General features: G+C 36.5%; 10 protein-coding genes. 5 read left to right on the forward strand and 5 right to left on the reverse strand.

Features of this window, described 5'->3' with window-relative positions; translation table 11 throughout:
- Positions 1–225: 225 nt before the first annotated feature.
- Entirely contained in the window at positions 226–1,518 is a 1,293-nt protein-coding gene (locus ACNQF6_RS01995; RefSeq protein ID WP_417962758.1) for an aminopeptidase P family protein, read from the reverse strand.
- A 125-nt stretch (positions 1,519–1,643) separates the two neighbouring features.
- On the opposite strand from ACNQF6_RS01995, the gene ACNQF6_RS02000 reads away from it, so the two are divergent.
- Entirely contained in the window at positions 1,644–4,481 is a 2,838-nt protein-coding gene (locus ACNQF6_RS02000) for a WD40/YVTN/BNR-like repeat-containing protein (RefSeq protein ID WP_417962760.1), read from the forward strand.
- 72 nt (positions 4,482–4,553) lie between these two features.
- On the opposite strand, the gene aceA is transcribed toward ACNQF6_RS02000, so the two are convergent.
- Both aceA and aceB read right to left on the reverse strand, forming a co-directional pair.
- On the reverse strand, positions 4,554–5,834 hold the full coding sequence (gene aceA, locus ACNQF6_RS02005) for an isocitrate lyase (protein ID WP_417962761.1): 1,281 nt from the start codon (positions 5,832–5,834) through the stop codon (positions 4,554–4,556).
- Positions 5,835–5,880: 46 nt separating this feature from the next.
- Positions 5,881–7,500 (reverse strand): malate synthase A, encoded by a 1,620-nt coding sequence (gene aceB, locus ACNQF6_RS02010; protein ID WP_417962763.1) that lies wholly within the window; start codon positions 7,498–7,500, stop codon positions 5,881–5,883.
- A 141-nt stretch (positions 7,501–7,641) separates the two neighbouring features.
- Between aceB and ACNQF6_RS02015 the strand changes: the two genes are divergently transcribed.
- Positions 7,642–9,123 (forward strand): helix-turn-helix domain-containing protein, encoded by a 1,482-nt coding sequence (locus ACNQF6_RS02015; protein WP_417962765.1) that lies wholly within the window; start codon positions 7,642–7,644, stop codon positions 9,121–9,123.
- Between the two features lie 74 nt (positions 9,124–9,197).
- Here ACNQF6_RS02015 and ACNQF6_RS02020 read toward each other — a convergent pair whose 3' ends face one another.
- Entirely contained in the window at positions 9,198–10,559 is a 1,362-nt protein-coding gene (locus ACNQF6_RS02020) for a hydroxymethylglutaryl-CoA synthase family protein (RefSeq protein ID WP_417962766.1), read from the reverse strand.
- Between the two features lie 369 nt (positions 10,560–10,928).
- On the opposite strand from ACNQF6_RS02020, the gene ACNQF6_RS02025 reads away from it, so the two are divergent.
- From ACNQF6_RS02025 to ACNQF6_RS02035, 3 genes are read left to right on the forward strand one after another with little or no spacing between them, the layout of a single operon-like run.
- Positions 10,929–11,594, forward strand: coding sequence for a succinate dehydrogenase cytochrome b subunit (locus ACNQF6_RS02025; RefSeq protein ID WP_315209586.1), 666 nt, complete (start codon positions 10,929–10,931; stop codon positions 11,592–11,594).
- A gap of 12 nt (positions 11,595–11,606) precedes the next feature.
- Entirely contained in the window at positions 11,607–13,607 is a 2,001-nt protein-coding gene (locus tag ACNQF6_RS02030) for a fumarate reductase/succinate dehydrogenase flavoprotein subunit (RefSeq protein WP_417962768.1), read from the forward strand.
- 53 nt (positions 13,608–13,660) lie between these two features.
- On the forward strand, positions 13,661–14,407 hold the full coding sequence (locus ACNQF6_RS02035) for a succinate dehydrogenase/fumarate reductase iron-sulfur subunit (RefSeq protein WP_417962770.1): 747 nt from the start codon (positions 13,661–13,663) through the stop codon (positions 14,405–14,407).
- An 80-nt stretch (positions 14,408–14,487) separates the two neighbouring features.
- On the opposite strand, the gene ACNQF6_RS02040 is transcribed toward ACNQF6_RS02035, so the two are convergent.
- A complete protein-coding gene (locus ACNQF6_RS02040) occupies positions 14,488–15,051 on the reverse strand; it encodes a hypothetical protein (RefSeq protein ID WP_417962772.1) in 564 nt (187 codons plus the stop codon).
- Positions 15,052–15,070: the final 19 nt, after the last annotated feature.

Consider the following 15,070-nt stretch of genomic DNA (forward strand, 5'->3'; position numbering starts at 1 on the left):
AGTTTTACCATGAATTTTGGAATTCGTGTTTTGGAATTACAGATTTTCTCGTTGTAGCGCGCAAGGGATAGAAGCGGGAAGCCCACAGTCTTGTCTTTTTGGACGAGACGAGGACTTATAGCGGATAGCCCGACGCAGCTGGAGTTTACGGAAGCTGGGTTGCGCCCCAAAAAAAAAATCGGTTCACATTGCTGTAAACCGATTTGGTTGTATGTATTTATGGAATTAACTGTTCATTAATTCTTCGATTTCATCCACTTCAATTGGGATGTTGCGCATCATGTTGAATGGTTCACCGCTTTCTTGAACGATGATGTTATCTTCCAGACGGATTCCGAAACCTTCGGCAGGAATGTAAATTCCAGGCTCTACGGTGAACACCATATTGGCTTGCATAGGTTCACTCAGGATACCGTAATCGTGCGTGTCCAATCCCATGTGGTGGGAAGTTCCGTGCATGAAATATTTTTTATAAGCGGGCCATTCCGGGTTTTCGTTTTGTACATCGGCTTTGTCAATCAGACCCAAACCTAACAATTCGGAAGTCATTAATTTCCCCACTTCGATATGGTATTGTTTCCAAAGTGTGCCTGTAGTCAGCATTTTTGTCGCTTCGTTTTTTACATTTAAAACAGCATTGTACACTTCTTTTTGTCTTTTGGTGTACTTTCCTGAAACGGGAATGGTACGCGTCATGTCACTTGAATAATTGGCATATTCAGCCGCAACATCCAGTAAAATCAAATCGCCGGCTTTGCATTGTTGGTTGTTTTCGATGTAATGCAATACATTGGCATTGTTACCGGAAGCGATTATTGGCGTGTAGGCGAAACCTCTGGAACGGTTGCGAATGAATTCGTGAATCAACTCGGCTTCGATTTCGTATTCGGTAACGTTTGGTTTCACGAAAGACAATAATCTTCTAAAACCAAGTTCGGTTATATTACAGGCTTTTTGGATTAAATCCAATTCTTCGGTTTCTTTTACAGAACGAAGGCGTTGCAATATCGGGTTACTTTTTGCAACAGCATGTGCCGGATATTTCTCTTTCCACCATTTTACAAAACGGGCTTCACGCGTTTCAGTTTCTACAGTGGCACGGTAATGCTCGTTTGTATTGATGTAAATTGTTTCAGCGTGCGTCATCATTTCGAATAAGACTTTTTCGAAATCCTGTAACCAATGCACGGTTCTGATTCCTGTTACTTCAAAAGCACGCTCTTTAGTCAGTTTTTCACCTTCCCAAATCGCAATGTGTTCGCTGGTTTCTTTCAAGAATACCATTTCTCTTTGGTGCTCGTATGGCGCATCCGGGAAAAGCAATAAAATACTTTCTTCTTGATCGACTCCGCTTAAATAAAATATGTCGCGGTGTTGTGCAAATGGCAAAGTACTATCGGCAGAAACGGGATAAATATCATTAGAATTGAAGATGGCAACACTTTTTGGCTTCATCTGAGCCATGAATTTTTCTCTATTTTTTATAAATAAACTACGGTCAATTTGATGATATTTCATAACAATTCGTTTTTATACATTGAATATTCAAAAATACTAACTTTGAGAGAAACGGATGTTAATTACACTATAAAATTTTCAGATAACTATTTTTATGATTAATTTTCCAATTCAAATCAGTTTTTATGAAAAAAATAGTACTCTTCTCAGCACTTATCGTACAAAGTGTGTCTTGGGGACAAGTTTCTGCGGAAGCGATTCAGCAATCATTAGAAGCCAAAAAACAAATGGAAAATCAATCGCTTTTTCAGAATGTTGCTTTTGAAAATGTAGGTCCAACGGTGATGAGCGGTAGAGTGGTGGATGTGGATGTAAATCCGGAAAATCCAACCGAGTTTTATGTGGGATATGCTTCGGGTGGACTTTGGTACACGAATAATAACGGAATGAGTTTTTTGCCTGTTATGGATGCAGCGCCAACGCAAAATGTAGGTGATATCGCGATAGATTGGAAACGAGGAACGATTTGGGTAGGAACGGGTGAAGTAAATTCGTCCCGATCATCTTATGCAGGAATTGGAGTTTTGAAATCCGAAGATAAAGGAAAGACTTGGCAAAATATGGGATTGCAAGACAGCCATCACATCAGCAGAATCCTGATAAATCCATCAAATCCTGATGAAGTTATTGTAGGCGCAGTGGGTCATTTGTATTCTAAAAATGAAGAAAGAGGAATTTACAAAACAACAAATGGCGGAAAAACGTGGAGTAAAACCCTTTATATCGATGACGAAACCGGTATTATTGATGTGGCTGTTTCGCCAAAAAACTTCAAAGTTCAATTTGCGGCTTCTTGGAGCAAAGATAGAAAAGCGTGGGATTTTATAGGAAGCGGAGCTACTTCGGGAATTTATAAAAGTGAAGATGCAGGATTGACTTGGAAACTTTTTTCGAATGCTGAAAGCGGATTTCCTGTTGGCGAAGGTGTTGGGAGAATTGGTTTAGCGGTATATGATGACAATAACGTGTATGCTGTTTTGGATAACCAATTCAAAAGACCGTTGCAATCCAAAAAAAGCAATTCGTTACCGGTTGCATTTTCTATGCCGGGAGACGAATTCTTGAAATTACCCAATAAAAGCTTGAATTCTATTTTAAAGAATTACGGTTTAACCGAAAAATACAGAGCCGAAAACATCAAACACTGGGTTCAAAACGGGTATTTGCAGCCTAATGAAGCTGCAAAAGTGGTTTTGGAAGCTATAAATAGTTTAGCCGAAACAGAAGTTATTGGAGCCGAAGTATACAAATCAAGTAACGGAGGAAAAAATTGGACGAAGACGCATCAAGATTTCATTGATGATTTCTTTTATTCGTATGGCTATTATTTCAGCGTCATTTCTGTTGATCCAAACGATGTGAATAAAATTTATTTATCGGGTGTGCCCATTATCAAATCAAATGATGGCGGGAAAACATTCACCTCCATAAGCGAAGAGAATGTTCACGCAGATCATCACGTAGTTTGGGTGAACCCAAATAAATCTGGGCATTTAATTAATGGAAATGACGGCGGTTTGAACATTTCATATGATGATGGAGCACATTGGGTGAAAAGTAATTCGCATTCCGTAAGTCAGTTTTATGCAGTGAATGTGGATGAGCAAGAACCGTATAATATCTATGGCGGGATGCAGGATAATGGCGTTTGGGTTGGGCCAAGCACTTACAAATATTCCTCAGAATGGTACCAAACCGGGAAATACCCGTACGAAAATTTGATGGGAGGCGACGGAATGCAAACTCAAATCGACAAAAGAAATTCTAACATTGTTTTTACCGGTTTCCAATTTGGAAATTATTACAGAATTGATCGTGCAACTAACAAGCGAGAATATATTTCGCCAAAGCCAAATAAGGACGAAAAACCATTTCGATTCAATTGGCAAACCCCTATTTTATTGTCTTCGCACAACCAAGATATTTTATACATGGGATCTAATTTCTTGCACCGTTCGATGAATCAAGGACAAACTTGGACAGCTATTTCACCAGATTTAACGCAAGGAGCTAAAGAAGGAAATGTAGCTTTTGGAACAATCGCTGCCATCAGCGAAAGTCAATTGCAGTTTGGTTTGCTCTACACGGGAAGTGATGATGGATTGATTCATGTTTCTAAAGACGGCGGGACAACTTGGAATAAAATTTCAGGAGATTTACCTCAAAACCGATGGGTTTCCAGAGTTGTGGCTTCGGTACATAAGAAAGAAAGAGTCTATGCGACTTTGAACGGATACCGTAATGATGATTTCACCAGTTATGTGTATTTGTCAGATGATTTTGGACAAACTTGGAAAAATATAGCCAATAATTTACCTTCAAGTCCGGTGAATGTAATAGTGGAAGATAATGTAAACGAGAATGTTTTGTATCTGGGAACGGATAACGGATTGTATGTTTCCTTAAATAAAGGAATATCTTGGGATGATTTTTCGAATGGAATTCCGAGTGTAGCCGTTCACGATTTAGTGATTCAAAAGAAAGCAAAAGATTTAGTGGTGGGAACACACGGTCGTTCTATTTATAAAGTTAATTTGGATCAAGTACAACAATTGAATGATAAAGTGGTAGCGGAAAATCTTCATATTTTTGAACTTAAAAAAATCAAAAAAGCAAGAGAATGGGGAAACAGCTGGAGTTCTTGGGCTAAAGCTTCAGAGCCAAAAGCAGAGATTTGGTTTTATTCGAATGGGGATTCAGAAGTGCTTTTGCAAATTGAAAACAGTTTGAAAGAAGTTATTTATTCTCAGAAGGTGAAAACATCAAAAGGACTAAATAAGCACGTTTACGATCTTTCCTTAAGCAAATCAACGGTTGACAATTGGAAGAAGAAAGATAAAAAACTAAAATTGGATCAAGCCAAAAACGGTAAATATTACCTTCCAATTTCAATCAATAAAATAAGTATTCAAAAAGGAAAAGAGAAAGTGGTTACTGATTTTGAAATTATAGAATCAAAATAAACGGTCCTTTTATTTTAAAAACAAAAAACACGATTTCATCTGAAATCGTGTTTTTTTATGGTTGCTATTTTTCTAAAACTGTGCTACTTCTGTAGAATCTTTCATTGCAGTAGTAGAAGATTTCCCTATTGTTACGGTATTTTGTACCGCATCAAAATAGGATGTCCCTACGAAACCTTGGTGTTTTACGGCTTTGAAACCATGTTTTTGCAAAGCAAATTCTCTTTCTTGTAATTCAGAATACCCTGCCATTCCTCTTTCTTTGTAGGCTTTAGACAATTCGAACATACTCGTATTCAATGCGTGGAATCCGGCTAAAGTGATGAATTGGAATTTGTATCCCATTGCTGCAAGATCTTCGCGGAATGTTTCCATTTCAGCAACTGATAATTTAGCAGCCCAGTTAAAAGATGGAGAACAGTTGTAAGCCAACATTTTTCCTGGGAATTTTGCATGAATTCCTTCAGCAAATTTTCTTGCGTAATCAAGATCTGGATTGCTGGTTTCCATCCAAATTAAATCAGCATAAGGTGCATAACTCAATCCTCTGTCAATTCCCTGCTCCACACCACAATTTACATAGAAAAAGCCTTCTCCGGTTTTTTCACCTGTGATGAATTTAGCGTCTCTAGGGTCAATATCGCTAGTCAATAAGTTGGCTGCATCTGCATCTGTACGGGCAACAACAATAGTTGGTGTTCCCATTACATCAGCTGCCAATCGAGCTGCAATCAATTTATTGATAGCTTCTTGGGTAGGAACCAATACTTTTCCGCCTAAGTGTCCGCATTTTTTTGCAGAACTCAATTGGTCTTCAAAGTGAACTCCTGCAGCTCCCGCTTCAATCATCGATTTCATTAATTCGAAAGCGTTCAGGTTTCCACCAAAACCAGCTTCGGCATCAGCCACAATAGGAACTAAGTATTCTTTTTTGTCAAGAGTTCCGTTAACCACTTGTATTTGATCCGCTCTCAAAAGCGCATTGTTGATTCGTTTTACTACTAATGGAACACTGTTAGCAGGATATAAAGATTGGTCAGGATACATTTCTCCAGCTACATTTGCATCAGCGGCAACTTGCCAACCACTCAAATAAATAGCGTCTAATCCAGCTTCTACCTCTTGAATGGCTTGGTTTCCAGTAAGTGCGCCAAGTCCGGCTACAAAATCCTGAGAATTAAGTTTATTCCATAAAGTATTCGCTCCAATTCTAGCTACACTGTGCTCTATTTGATAAGAACCTTGCAATTTTACCACTTCTTCAGCAGTATAAGGGCGCTCAATGCCATTCCATCTTGGGTTCGTAATCCAGTCGGTAACTAATTCTTGAATTCTTGTTTCTGTAGTTTTCATTTTTTCTTTTTTTTGGTTGTTTGTTAATAGGTATTACAATTGATTTTTAAATGTATTTGTATCCAGGAATAGTCAAAAATTCGATAAAATTGTCGTTCACGACTAGAATATCTAATAATTGTTCCGCTAATCTGTATTTTTGTTTTTCATGATTTTCATCTCCAACGAGCTTTCTTATTTTTTCAAATTCCTCCATAGCTAGTCGGTGGTAGTATTTTTCATTCAACACTTTTTGATTGTCTAAAACCACTTTGTTTTGTAGCCATTGCCACAATTGGGATCTCGAAATTTCAGCGGTAGCGGCATCTTCCATTAAATTGTGCAATGCTGCGGCGCCTTGTCCGTTAAGCCAGGAAGCAATATATAGAACGGAAATACTTATGTTTTTTCGAACACCTTCTTCTGTAATGGTTCCTTTTGGAGTTTCGAGCAAATCACTTTCGGTAACGTGTACGTCTTCTTTTTTTACATGAATCTGATTTTTAGTTGGCATGTATTTATCGAAAACTGTCATAGCTAGCGAAACTAAATCCGGATGTGCGACCCAAGTGCCGTCATGACCATTTTTGACTTCCCGTTCTTTATCGGCTATTACTTTGTCGAAAGCAATTTTATTGGCTTCTTCATTGTTTTTTATTGGGATTTGTGCTGCCATTCCCCCAATTGCATGAATATTTCGTTTATGACATCTTTGAATCACCAGCTGGGAATAAGCATTCATAAAAGGCGAAGTCATGGTCACTTGGTCGCGGTTAGGAACTATAAATGCGGGATTATTTCGTAATTTTTTGATGTAAGAGAAGATGTAATCCCATCGTCCGCAGTTCAAGCCAACAATATGATCCCTAAGTTCATAAATAATTTCATCCAACTGAAAACTAGCCGTTATCGTTTCGATTAGAACGGTGGCTTTGAACGTTCCATTTTGTTCGCCCAAATAATCCTGTGCAAATTCAAAAACCTCATTCCACCATCTTGCTTCTAAATAATGCTCGAGTTTGGGCAAATAAAAGTAAGGTGCCGTTCCGTTTTTAGTTAGTTCTAAGTGATTGTGAAACGCGTACAAGCCAAAATCAACTAGAGAACCTGAAAGGGGCTGGCCATTTACAAGTATGTTTTTTTCTGATAAATGCAAGCCTCTTGGGCGCACGAGCAGCACTGCAGTTTTATCTTTTAAGTTGTATTTTTTGTTTTTTACAGTATCCTCTAGACTTATGGTTTTGTTTACGGCGTCTTTTAAATTTTGTTGTCCCATCATTAAATTGCTCCATGTTGGTGATGTGCTGTCTTCAAAATCAGCCATGAAGGTTTTAGCACCAGAATTAAGTGCGTTAATAACCATTTTTCGATTTACAGGACCAGTTATTTCCACTCTTCTATCTAATAAATCGGTTGGTATGGCTGCTGCACGCCAATTACTTTCTCTGATGTTTTTAGTTTCAGCAGGAAAAGAGGGTAAGGCACCTTGATCAAATAAATCTTGTTGCTTTATTCTGTTTTGTAATAACAACAAACGTTCATTATTGAAATTTTCATGAAGTATAGAAAGGAATGTTATTGCTTCATCGGTTAAAATTTCAGGATAACGATCTGCAGTCTCTATTGAAAAATTTAACATATTGGTTGAATATATTTGTTTAATTTCTGTATTTTGACTTGTTTTCATAGCTAAATATCTTTTTTTATTGTCAATAATTTTTTTTAATACTGCAATGATACAAAAAGTTTTTGATTAAAAAAGCGAACGTACGCTAAAAATGAAAAATATTTTTTTTGACGTAAATATTTTTTAGCTTATCTTTGAGATATGAACATAGAAAAGGATTATATCAAGTTAATTTTTGGGCTTAAACTCAAGCAGGCTCGAACTAATAAGAATCTGTCGTTATTTGGTTTGGCAAAAATCACTGACCTTTCAAAATCGTACTTGAACGAAATTGAAAAAGGAAAAAAATATCCCAAAACGGATAAAATCATTCTCTTGTCTGAAAAATTGGATGTTTCTTATGACAATATGGTTTCTTTGAAACTGGATAATAATTTGGCGCCCATTGGAGAAATCCTCAAATCGGGAATTCTAAAAGAGATTCCTCTGGAGATTTTTGGGATTCAGGAAAACGATCTTATCGACATTATTGCTAATGCACCTGCAAAAGTCAATGCGTTTATTAGCACCATTATTGAAATAGCGCAACATTATAATTTGACAAGAGAGAGTTTCTTTCTGGCCTCATTGCGTTCGTACCAAGAAGCGCATACAAACTATTTTGAAGATTTAGAACAGAAAGTGTTGCAATTTTCTAAAGCATTTCACGTGAATATTGATGCTATGATTTCGATTGAAGAATTAACAGCGATATTGATTGAGGAGTACGGGTATACAATAAAAGAACTCGTTTTTTCGGAGCAAGAACAATTGGGAGATTTGAGATCGATATTTGTACCAAAAAGTAAGACGCTATTGCTTTCATTAGATATTGAAGAGCCTCAAAAGGCATTTATTCTAGCCAAAGAAATTGCGTATAATTACCTTGAAATCACCGAAAGGTTATACACGTTCAGCTGGATTAAGTTTGATAATTTTGACCAAGTCCTGAATAATTTTTATGCTTCCTATTTTGCCGGAGCATTGCTTATTCCAAGGCAAAAATTGATAGATGAACTGAATTTATTTTTGTCAAAAACTGACCCGAAGCCTCAAGAAATGATTGCTTTGATGAGCGGATTTAATGTTTCGCCCGAATCGTTCTATCAAAGGTTGACTAATATTTTGCCAAAAGACTTTCAGTTAAAAAACCTCTTTTTCCTACGATTGTCACATCAGATAGGTGCCGATACATATCAAATAAAAAAAGAATTACACATTACCAATCAACAGGAGCCGCATGCGAATGAAATGAATGAACATTACTGCCGAAGATGGGTTTCTATACGTACTATTGAGGAATCTTTGAAGCAAAAGAAAAATCACTTTTTTGATGCGCAAATTTCCAGTTATGAAAATAGTAAAAATGAATATCTTGTTTTTTCATCGGCAACGCCGGATCCGTTTAAAATAGATTGTATCCGCAGTATTTCTGTAGGGATATTGATTACACCGGGAATGAAGAAAAAATTCAAGTTTATCGAAAATGATTCAATCAAGAAACAAGTAGTTGGGGTTACCTGTGAAACCTGTGCAGTTAAAAATTGTTTGGAAAGAGCTTCGCCACCAATACAATTAGAGCAAAAAATGCGCAACGAAAGCACGGATTTAATTGTGCAACAATATATGGCAAAATTCAGTTAGCGAAATGCTGTCTTTAAAAAAAAGCACCGAAAGTTCAAGTATGAATTGTCGGTGCTTTTTTTAGGAATATAAAATTAATCCACCCATTTGTAATAACGAGCACCAATTAAATTAGGAATTTCATTTTCAATTCGGTCTAAAATCCATTCGTTTTTTGGGGTTCTAATGCTGGTTTTTTGTTCCTTTTTGTGTAGTTTATTGTAGGTTTCAAAGTCAATTTCGAGACTTTCTTCTAATGTTTCAAAAAGATTGACCTTAGCAAAGGCTAATTTCCAGTCTTGTTGAATTGTTCCTTCGAAAACTTTTGATTTTGAACCGCTTCCATACGCTAGAAAGCCAAATTTACGGTCGCTTATTTCTTTTTTAGTATCGTAAAAATGAGCCAAAGTTGATAGTAATCCCATGAAAATAGAACCTGTATATAGATTTCCTATTATGGAAGAAGCAATTTCAGCAGGCATTAATTTTTCGTTCACAAACTCTTTGTAGGCATCTGATTTACTGATTTCTTTCAATTTGTTTTGGTATTCTGATGCGTCTTCATTACCAGAAATAGTAGTATTGGAAGCGTCCAAAGCATAGATTTCAGACAACATTCGGCGTCCCTGAAAAGCATAAGGCAAGTGCATGACGATACTTTTCCAGGAATCGTAAACGGTTTCGGTAGTGTTTTTTAATTTTTTGAATGAAAAATAAGCGTCTTTCGTTCGATCCATATAACATTGATTCGAATATTGTCCGTCAAAAACGGGTTGGTCTTTGTGAATTTCAACTTCACTTTCTAAATTTTCAAACCAAGGGTCGTTAGTCGAATTTCCAGTTATTGCTGTTTTCGAAACCGTTCGGTACGGTTTGAAAAAGTCAAAAACTCCTTTTGTGCTGGTTGCCCAATTGTTTTCGAAAGCAATAATTTTTGGATTTGAAGTAATTAACATAGCCAAAGCACCTGCGCCTTGCGTGTATTCTCCGGTAGAATTTAAATCGTATTTTGCAAAATCAGTAGTGACCACAATTGCTTTTTTGGTTGGATTCAATGTTACAAAATCAATACAGTTTTGCATGGCATCAACTCCGCCAATACAAGCAAAAGTAAAATCAACCACATCACATCCTGATAAAGTGTTTTCTCCAAATTTTTGTTCCATCAATGCAATCAAAAACGAGCTTATTGGTTTTGAGCTGTCAATGGCGCTTTCGGTTCCTACATAAATTCGGGCGATTTCGTTTAGGTTGATATTATTGTCTGAAATTAATTTTGTTAATGCATTGGCACCAAAAACAACTGTGTCTTGATGTGTGTCCGGCAATGTCATTTTGATTAAACCCAGTCCTTTTTCCAGTTTTTCAGGTTCGATATTTCTGGCTTTTGCCAAAGTATTTATTGGTAAATGTATTTTTGCAACATCAAAAGAGATGGCGTCAATTCCTGTTTTCATTCTTCAATTTTTAGCTTGTAAAGTTAAAAACGCAGAGGCTTGATACAATTATTTTAGGGACATAAAATGATGGCGCCTGGTGTTTTTATTGATTTAGAAATAAAGAACAATAAAAATTATTGAATTAGTAATTTTGAGCTATTTAGGGGTTGGTTTTCGGTCAATTTCGCGGTCTATTATTTAAGATTTTTTTCTTTTTTGTTTAACTGATTTTCAGGGTGTTTTTGGATTTATGTTTGATATTTAAGGATTTCTTGATATTTTGTGTAAAACACTTTAAAATCATTATAAATAACAGCGAAAAGGTTGTAGTTACTGTCTAATTGCTTTATTTTTGTAGAATTTTTTAAAACAAATTATATAAAACTTATGGCAAAATCTGCATTATTGAAATCGTCAATAGCAAAAAAAGTAGCTATGGCACTTTCAGGACTTTTTTTGATGTTGTTTCTAGCACAGCATTTTTTTATCAATATGACATCGGTCTTTAGTTCCGATACTTTTAATTCAATTTCTCATTTTATGGGAAATAATCCATTAGTTCAATTCGTAATACAGCCTATTTTGATAGTAGGAGTGGTTTTTCACTTTATCATGGGTTTTGTTTTGGATTTCAAAAATAGAAGTGCCAGACCAATTGCTTATGCAAAGAATAATGGAGCGGCAAATTCTTCTTGGGCATCAAGAAATATGATTATTTCTGGTTCAGTGATTTTAGCATTTTTGGCACTGCATTTTTACGATTTTTGGGTTCCTGAAATGGTGTACAAGTATGTAGATGTTAGTCCATTGGATGAAACAAGGTATTTCCATGAACTAGTTGCAAAATTTGAAAGTCCAGTTCGTACAGGATTGTATTGTTTATCTTTTGTATTGTTAGCAATACACTTAAATCATGGATTTAGTTCTTCTTTTCAATCGGTAGGATTCAATAATAAATATTCTAGAGGATTGAAAAATTTCGGATTAGGATTTGCTTATGTAGTTCCTTTCGGATTTATTTTTATTGCGCTTTTTCATCATTTCAATCATTAATATTCAATTATAATGGCATTAGATTCAAAAATTCCAAATGGTCCAATTGCGGACAAATGGACAAATTATAAAGATCATATTAATTTAGTAAACCCTGCTAACAAACGTAATTTAGATATAATTATAGTTGGTACAGGTCTTGCTGGAGGTTCTGCTGCTGCAACTTTAGCAGAATTAGGATATAACGTAAAAGCTTTTTGCTTTCAAGATTCACCTCGTCGTGCGCACTCGATTGCTGCACAAGGGGGAATTAACGCTGCAAAAAACTATCAAGGAGATGGAGATTCAACTTTCCGTTTGTTTTATGACACTGTAAAAGGAGGAGATTACCGCGCACGTGAAGCAAACGTTCACCGTTTGGCTGAGGTTTCTACTAATATTATTGACCAATGTGTGGCTCAAGGAGTTCCTTTTGCCCGTGAATATGGAGGATTATTAGACAATCGTTCTTTTGGAGGTACATTAGTTTCTAGAACTTTCTATGCTAAAGGGCAAACAGGACAACAATTATTATTAGGAGCGTATTCAGCAATGAATCGTCAAATAGGTCGTGGGAAAATAAAAATGCACAACCGTCACGAGATGCTGGATTTAGTTATCGTAAACGGGAAAGCAAGAGGAATTATCGCTCGTAACCTGGTTACAGGAGAAATCGAAAGACATTCTGCTCATGCCGTAGTTATTGCTTCAGGAGGATACGGAAACGTGTTTTTCCTTTCGACTAACGCGATGGGAAGTAATGTTACAGCAGCGTGGAAAATTCACAAAAGAGGAGCGTATTTTGCAAATCCTTGTTACACGCAAATTCACCCAACTTGTATTCCGGTATCCGGAGATCATCAGGCAAAATTGACATTAATGTCAGAATCGTTGCGTAATGACGGACGTATTTGGGTACCTGCAAAATTAGAAGATGCTAAGGCGATTAGAGAAGGGAAATTGAAACCAACTCAAATTGCAGAAGCGGACAGAGATTATTATTTAGAAAGAAGATATCCTGCTTTTGGAAATTTAGTACCTAGAGATATCGCTTCTCGTGCTGCTAAAGAAAGATGTGATGCAGGTTTTGGTGTTAATAAAACAGGAGAAGCTGTTTACCTTGATTTTGCTGCGGCAATTGAAAGATACGGAGTGGATCAAGCAAGATTAAAGCATTTAGACGAGAATGATAAAGCTTTAGTTATTAAATTAGGAACTGAAGTTGTTGCTAATAAGTATGGTAACTTGTTCCAAATGTATGAGAAAATTGTGGATGAGAATCCATATTCAACTCCTATGATGATTTACCCAGCTGTACACTACACAATGGGAGGAACTTGGGTTGATTATAACTTACAAACTACAATTCCGGGTTGTTTCTCTATTGGAGAATCTAACTTTTCAGATCACGGAGCGAATAGATTAGGAGCTTCTGCATTGATGCAAGGTTTAGCTGATGGATATTTCGTTCTTCCATATACTATCGGAGATTATTTAGCGCCAGACATTAAAATGGGGACTATCTCAACAGATTCTCCAGAATTTGAGCAAGCGGAAAACAACGTTAAGCAACAGATTGAAGCTTTAATGAATAACGGCGGTTCTAAACCAGCAGATTATTTTCATAAGAAATTAGGAAAAATCATGTGGGACAAAGTTGGAATGGCTCGTAATGCTAAAGGTTTAACCGAAGCACAAAGTGAAATTGCAGCAATTAGAGAAGAATTTTACAAAGAGGTGAAAATTCCTGGAACAGCTAATAGTTTTAATACGGAACTAGCCAAGGCGCTTCGTATAGCAGATTTCCTTGAATTGGGAGAGTTGTTTGCTAAAGATGCTTTACATAGAAATGAATCTTGTGGAGGTCACTTCCGTGAAGAGTATCAAACGCCAGAAGGAGAAGCACAGCGTGACGACGAAAATTTTGCATATGTTGCAGCATGGGAATACAAAGGTAGCCCTAGCGATGCAGTGTTGCACAAAGAAGAGTTGAAATTCGAGAATGTTAAACTAGTTCAAAGAAGTTATAAATAGTATTTAGAAAAGTCTCGATACTTAATTCTTAATACTTAATACTTACAAAAAAAATGAAACTTACATTAAAAATATGGCGTCAGAAAAATGCCGCTGCAGAAGGAAAAATAGTTGAATATCCAATTGACGGAATTGAACCAGATATGTCTTTTCTTGAAATGCTTGACATTTTGAACGATGAGTTAATCGTAAAGGGAGAAGATACCGTTGCATTTGACCATGATTGTCGTGAAGGAATTTGCGGAATGTGTTCGTTATACATCAATGGTGAAGCACATGGTCCTGACCGTTTGGTTACGACTTGTCAGTTACACATGCGTAAATTTAAAGATGGAGACACTATTTTTATAGAGCCGTTTAGAGCAAAAGCTTTCCCGGTAATTAAAGATTTAGTAGTTGATAGAGGTGCATTCGATAGAATTCAGCAATCTGGTGGGTTTATTTCTGTAAACACATCTGGAAACACTATCGATGCTAATACAATTCCTATTCCTAAACATGATGCTGACAGAGCCTTTGATGCAGCTACATGCATTGGTTGTGGAGCTTGTGTGGCGAGTTGTAAAAACTCTTCTGCTATGTTATTTGTTTCTGCAAAAGTGTCTCAGTTTGCTTTATTACCGCAAGGGAAAGTAGAAGCTGTTGACCGTGTAATGAACATGGTTGCTCAAATGGATGCAGAAGGTTTTGGTAACTGTACCAATACTGGAGCTTGTGAAGTAGAATGTCCAAAAGGAATTTCTCTTGAAAATATTGCCAGAATGAATAGAGAATATTTATCTGCAAGTTTAAAAGGATAAAAATTCAAAGTATATAATTAAAAAACGCATTCAATGTCAAAGTTGAATGCATTTTTTTTGTGCAAAATATCAATCTTAAATTAATCTTTCCATCCCCAAGGTGCTGAAGGTGTTGCGACTGCTTTTGTAATGTCAAATTTTACGGTAAACAATCGGTCTGAACCGATGCGTCTTAGATTATAAGTAAAAGAAGTTTCGTCTAAAGTGATCCACCATACATTTGCGGAAGCATTTGGAATCAAATCACAAGTTTGTTGATCTGCCGGAAAAAACTGAAGCGTTGATGAACCAGAATTAGAGGCTGTTCCACCGTATTGAGTCACTTTATCCTCGGAACCATCTTCGTGGCGGTGGTCGTGTTTCAATTGAATACGGTCATTTTTATAGGTTAACACCCAAGTTCTCGATTTGTCATCTCCTACAAAAAACGGAATTCGAATCGTATTCTCATCGCAATTGCGAACGTGCATTACTAGTTTTTTATCCCGAAAAGTGCCATTGGCAGCTCCTTCTTTGACTTCTCCTTCAAAGGATTTTCCACATTGTTTTTGCAGGTTTTCCCAAAATTGTTTTGCTCCTGATTTTTCTTGTCCAAAAATCAGAATAGAACATAACAGTGAGAAGACAAGAAGTATCTTTTTCATAAAGTTGTTTTTGCTAATA

Source organism: Flavobacterium pasteuri, assembly GCF_048286615.1.
Taxonomy (GTDB): Bacteria; Bacteroidota; Bacteroidia; order Flavobacteriales; family Flavobacteriaceae; genus Flavobacterium.

Excerpts from the sequence above, each read along its gene's own strand:
- ACNQF6_RS01995 (WP_417962758.1), bottom strand. The coding sequence starts at position 1,518 with ATGAAATATCATCAAATTGACCGTAGTTTATTTATAAAAAATAGAGAA.
- ACNQF6_RS02000 (WP_417962760.1), top strand. The coding sequence starts at position 1,644 with ATGAAAAAAATAGTACTCTTCTCAGCACTTATCGTACAAAGTGTGTCT.
- aceA (WP_417962761.1), bottom strand. The coding sequence starts at position 5,834 with ATGAAAACTACAGAAACAAGAATTCAAGAATTAGTTACCGACTGGATT.
- aceB (WP_417962763.1), bottom strand. The coding sequence starts at position 7,500 with ATGAAAACAAGTCAAAATACAGAAATTAAACAAATATATTCAACCAAT.
- ACNQF6_RS02015 (WP_417962765.1), top strand. The coding sequence starts at position 7,642 with ATGAACATAGAAAAGGATTATATCAAGTTAATTTTTGGGCTTAAACTC.
- ACNQF6_RS02020 (WP_417962766.1), bottom strand. The coding sequence starts at position 10,559 with ATGAAAACAGGAATTGACGCCATCTCTTTTGATGTTGCAAAAATACAT.
- ACNQF6_RS02025 (WP_315209586.1), top strand. The coding sequence starts at position 10,929 with ATGGCAAAATCTGCATTATTGAAATCGTCAATAGCAAAAAAAGTAGCT.
- ACNQF6_RS02030 (WP_417962768.1), top strand. The coding sequence starts at position 11,607 with ATGGCATTAGATTCAAAAATTCCAAATGGTCCAATTGCGGACAAATGG.
- ACNQF6_RS02035 (WP_417962770.1), top strand. The coding sequence starts at position 13,661 with ATGAAACTTACATTAAAAATATGGCGTCAGAAAAATGCCGCTGCAGAA.
- ACNQF6_RS02040 (WP_417962772.1), bottom strand. The coding sequence starts at position 15,051 with ATGAAAAAGATACTTCTTGTCTTCTCACTGTTATGTTCTATTCTGATT.